Genomic DNA, 4,935 nt, shown 5'->3' with positions numbered 1-4,935 from the left:
TTTTTATTCTTCATCGGATTCGATATCGTCTTCTTCTTCTGGAATATCGATATCCAAGTCTTCATCGTCGTCATCCGGCGGTGGAAGCGGCTTATCAGCACTTTTCTTGATTTTTTCCACTTCCTTGTCCAGTTCTTCATCATCCGGATCGTGCGGAATGACGGTGATATCACGCACTTTGTCATCTTCCCGCAGGTTGATAAGCTTCACGCCCTGGGTGTTGCGGCTGATAACAGTAATCTCGCTCACCTTCTGGCGGATAATCATTCCCTCACGGGTCACAATCATCAGATCATCGCTATCATCCACGTTTTTCAGCGAAGCCAAATGTCCATTCCGCTTGCTGGTTTTCAGTGTGATCACACCCTTGCTGCCGCGCCTGGTGGTGGGATACGCGGAAGTCGAGGTTCGTTTTCCATAACCATTTTCGCTGATTGCCAAAACGGTCTTACCACCTTCGTTTCCATTCTTAATCATATCATCCTGCGAAATGATTGCCATGGAAATCACATAGTCTTCCTCACGCAGCCTGATACCACGCACACCTTTGGTGAAGCGGGCTGTGGCTCGGAAATCCTGTTCGCTGAACCGGTTGGCGTAGCCGTTTTTTGTCGCCAGAATGATGTCATCATTTCCCTCGGAGATGCGCGCGTCAATCAATTCATCTCCCGGCATCAATCTAATCGCCAAAATACCAGTGCTGCGGGGACGGCTGAACGCGGACAAAGCTGTCTTTTTGATGGTTCCGCCGCGGGTGCACATCACAATGTTTCTCTGGGAATCAAAATCACGCAGGGTCACAAAGGCCTTAATCTTTTCCTTATCCTGGAATTGAACCAGGTTCACCACAGCTTTTCCGCGCGCTGTGCGTCCCGCTTCGGGAATCTCGAAAACCTTGAGCCAGTGGCATCTACCGTGATCTGTAAACAGCAGCAAATAGGAATGCGTGGAAGCCACAAAGATATATTGAATGATATCTTCTTCTTTCAGGTTGGTGCCTGTGAGGCCGCGTCCACCACGGGCTTGAACGCGATATGTGTCCACTGGCAGGCGTTTTACATAGCCGTCGTGGGTGATGGTGACCACCACCAACTCGTCTGCAACCATATCTTCCGGACGCAGCGAACCGCTGTAATGTTCCAAAATGGTGGTTCTGCGGGCATCGGTATATTTATCACGAATCTCTTTCACTTCTTCTTTCACCAGATCCATGCGCAATTCCTTGTGTTCAACCAGCTCGCGCAGCCTGGCAATCACTTGCAAAAGCTCCTGATATTCGGCTTCGATTTTCTCCCTTTCCAATCCGGTCAGGCGCTGTAAACGCATATCCAAAATGGCTTTGGCTTGAATCTCTGAAAGCCCGAATTTCTCTTGCAGGCTTTCGTTTGCTTCCAGCGGGGTTTGCGATGCACGGATGGTGGCAATCACTTCGTCCAGATTGTCCAAAGCAATCTTCAACCCTTCCAGGATATGCAGCCTGGCTTCAGCGTTTCTCAGTTCAAAAAGTGTCCGGCGCAAAACCACATCATGGCGGAATTGGATGAAGTTTTCCAGCATTTCCTTCATGTTCATAACCTGAGGTACGCCGTCAATCAGGCAAAGGTTGATCACGCCGAAGGTTGTTTGCAACTGGGTATATTTATAAAGGTGGTTCAAAACTGTGTTGCCGTCATGGCCACGTTTCACCTGAATCACAAGCCGCATTCCGTCGCGGCCGGATTCGTCGCGAACATCGCTGATGCCATCAATTCTCTTTTCCTTCACCAAATCCACAATCCGTTCGATTAGCGCGGTTTTGGTCACTTGATATGGAATTGAGCGCACGATGATGGATTCCTGCTCGTTTTTGCCAACTTCGATCTCGGCTTCGCCACGAATGAGAACCCTGCCGCGCCCGGTTTGGAAATAGTCGTTCACACCATCCAAACCCAGAACAAAGCCACCGGAAGGAAAATCCGGACCCTTGATATATTGCCGCAGTTCAGATATTTCCAGTTCCGGATTGTCGATGACGGCAATCACGGCGTTGCAAACCTCGGCCAAATTGTGGGGCGGCATATTTGTTGCCATTCCCACCGCGATTCCGGAAGAACCGTTTACCAAAAGGTTGGGAATACGGGCTGGAAAAACTTCCGGCTCTTTGCGCGTATCGTCATAGTTTCCTTTGAAATCAACTGTATCTTTGTCCAGCTCTTCCAGCATTTCCATGGTAACTTTTTGCATCCGGGCTTCAGTGTAACGCATTGCCGCGGGTGGGTCACCATCGATGGAACCAAAGTTTCCCTGCCCGTCCACCAATGGGTAGCGCATATTCCAGGGCTGAGCCAATCTCACAAGTGTGGGATAAACCACCTGCTCACCGTGTGGATGGTAGTTTCCAGAGGTATCACCCGCGATTTTTGCGCATTTACGGAAATGCCCGCCCGGTGAAAGGTTCAGTTCGCTCATCGCGTAAATGATGCGTCTTTGTGAAGGTTTCAATCCGTCGCGGATATCAGGCAGCGCGCGTGCCACAATCACGCTCATGGAATAATCCAGATATGCCTGCCGCAGATGGTCTTCTATTTGTACATTGAGAATTTTTGTTTTATCGTCCATTTTTAGCTCCAGCTTCCTTAAATATCCAGGTTCCGAACAAATTTCGCGTTCGCTTGGATGAATTCGCGGCGGGGTTCCACCTCGTCACCCATCAAAACTGTGAACATCCTGTCCGCTTCGATGGCGTCATCCATTTTAACCGAAATCATGGTGCGGTTTTCAGGGTCCATCGTGGTCTCCCAGAGCTGATCCGGATTCATTTCACCCAAACCCTTGTAACGCTGGACAATCACGCCCTTATCACCAAAATCGGTAATGGCTTCATCCCGCTCTTCTTCGGAAAAAACATACTTTTTCTGTTTGCCTTTGCGCACCAAAAACAGCGGCGGACGGGCGATGTAAACATGACCATACTCAATCAGCGGCTTCATATAGCGGTAGAAAAAAGTCAACAGCAGGGTGCTGATATGAGCGCCGTCCACGTCCGCGTCAGCCATAATCACAACGCTGCCATAGCGAATCTTGCTCACATCAAAATCCTGACCCACACCGGCTCCAATGGCCAGAATGATGGGCTGGATTTTATCGTTGTTCAAAACCCTGTCCACGCGGGCTTTTTCGGTGTTCAACATCTTGCCCCAAAGTGGCAGGATGGCCTGAAAAGCACGGTCGCGTCCCTGTTTGGCGCTGCCTCCAGCGGAATCTCCCTCAACCAGGAAAAGCTCGGTCTGAGTTGGATCCGTAATGGTGCAGTCCGCCAATTTTCCAGGCAGGGAACCGCTTTCCAACACCGATTTGCGCCTGGTGAGTTCACGCGCTTTGCGAGCGGCTTCGCGAGACCTTGCCGCCAAAATACTCTTCAGCGTAATGGCTTTCGCTTCGCTGGGATGCTCCTCAAAATATGTGGTCAGTTTTTCATAGACCACAGAGTTCACAAAGCCATCCACTTCAGAGTTTTGCAGCTTGGTCTTGGTCTGACCCTCAAATTGCGGATTGCTCAGTTTCACGCTAATCACGGCGGTGATTCCCTCGCGAATATCTTCCCCGGAGGGGCTCACTTTTTCGTTCTTAAGCAGGTCGGCGCTGCGTATATAGCTGTTCACAGCACGGGTCAGACCGCTTCTAAATCCGCTGAGGTGGGTTCCACCCTCGGTTGTGTTGATATTGTTTGCGAAACTGAAAATGTTTTCCTGATATCCTTCATTATATTGAATCGCGATTTCAAACTCCATGCCGTCACGTTCCGACTTGGCATAGAAGGGTTTGCTTCCCAAAGGTTTCTTGTTTTGGTTCAAAAATTCCACAAAACTTTCGATGCCGCCGTCATATTTGAAATCGTGAACACGGCCTGAGCGCTCATCTTTCAAAACAATGCGAACACCGCGATTCAGGAAAGCCAGCTCACGCAGGCGGGTTGTGAGATAGTCGAAACTGAATTCCACCGTCTCAAAAATGGTGGGGTCAGGCTTGAAGCGAATCACCGTACCGGTGCGGTCGGTATCGCCCAAAACCTTGAGTTCAGACGCCACCAAGCCTCTTTCATAGCGCTGATAATAAAGTTTGCCATCGATATGGACGCGGGCTTCCAGATATTCCGAAAGCGCCACCACCACTGAAACGCCCACGCCATGAAGTCCGCCGGAAACCTTGTAGCTGGCGGAGTCGAACTTCCCGCCGGCGTGCAAAACGGTCATCACCACTTGCAACGCGGGAATTTTTTCATCTTTGTGTTCATCAACCGGTATGCCGCGACCATTGTCATCAACTTCCACTTCGCCCTGAGCGGTGAGGGTAATCTTGATTTGATCGCAATATCCGGCTAAAGCTTCGTCGATCGCGTTATCCACGACCTCGTAAACCAAGTGGTGAAGGCCGCGCTCGCTGGTGCCGCCAATATACATGGCGGGACGTTTGCGAACGGCTTCCAAGCCTTTCATCACCTTGATGTTACTTGCACTGTAGTTGTTATTGGACATAATGTGTTGTCTCCTAAGAATATAAAGCTATTTATTGACGCTCTTGAGCGGTTTCCCCAAGCTTCAGAGCGATAACATCCATATCTGATTGCCATAAAAACAGATATGGCTTTTTTGTCAAGAACAATCGATAGTTTTTTAAAGTTTTTATCTGCTTATCTATCAATGAGTTATGGGCTCAACAATCTTAGGGAAAGAAATCACCAAACCACTTTTTGTCCCCAATCAGGCTTTTCATGCCCAAAACACGCGATTTTATTGCTTATCTAAAAATCCTCAAGGTGACCATGGAGAAGAAAGCTAAGCCCAAGATATGCAGCCAAAATATTAAAAAGCCCCCAAACAAGCTGTTTGAACCCTTAAAACCATTGGCGCAATAAAACTCATTGATTGCCATTCCGTCCAAAATCTCAGTCTGAGA

At 49.1% G+C, this 4,935-nt stretch carries 2 protein-coding genes; both read right to left on the bottom strand.

All coding sequences use genetic code 11. From position 1 onward, the window contains the following. Positions 1-3 precede the first annotated feature (3 nt). Entirely contained in the window at positions 4-2,598 is a 2,595-nt protein-coding gene (gene gyrA, locus GX135_01720) for a DNA gyrase subunit A (protein NLN84805.1), read from the bottom strand. Positions 2,599-2,615: 17 nt separating this feature from the next. After that, positions 2,616-4,514: a DNA topoisomerase (ATP-hydrolyzing) subunit B gene (gyrB, locus tag GX135_01715; GenBank protein NLN84804.1), complete on the bottom strand. Its 1,899-nt coding sequence runs from the start codon at positions 4,512-4,514 to the stop codon at positions 2,616-2,618. Between the last annotated feature and the right edge of the window lie 421 nt (positions 4,515-4,935).

The organism is Candidatus Cloacimonadota bacterium (assembly GCA_012522635.1).
In the GTDB taxonomy this organism is placed as follows: Bacteria; Cloacimonadota; Cloacimonadia; order Cloacimonadales; family Cloacimonadaceae; genus Syntrophosphaera.
The sequence above is the reverse complement of the archived record's forward strand: the minus strand, read 5'-3'. Positions and strand labels throughout refer to the sequence as shown.

Bases quoted from the DNA above. Each gene is read 5' to 3' on its own strand.
- gyrA (NLN84805.1), bottom strand. From the start codon at position 2,598: ATGGACGATAAAACAAAAATTCTCAATGTACAAATAGAAGACCATCTG.
- gyrB (NLN84804.1), bottom strand. From the start codon at position 4,514: ATGTCCAATAACAACTACAGTGCAAGTAACATCAAGGTGATGAAAGGC.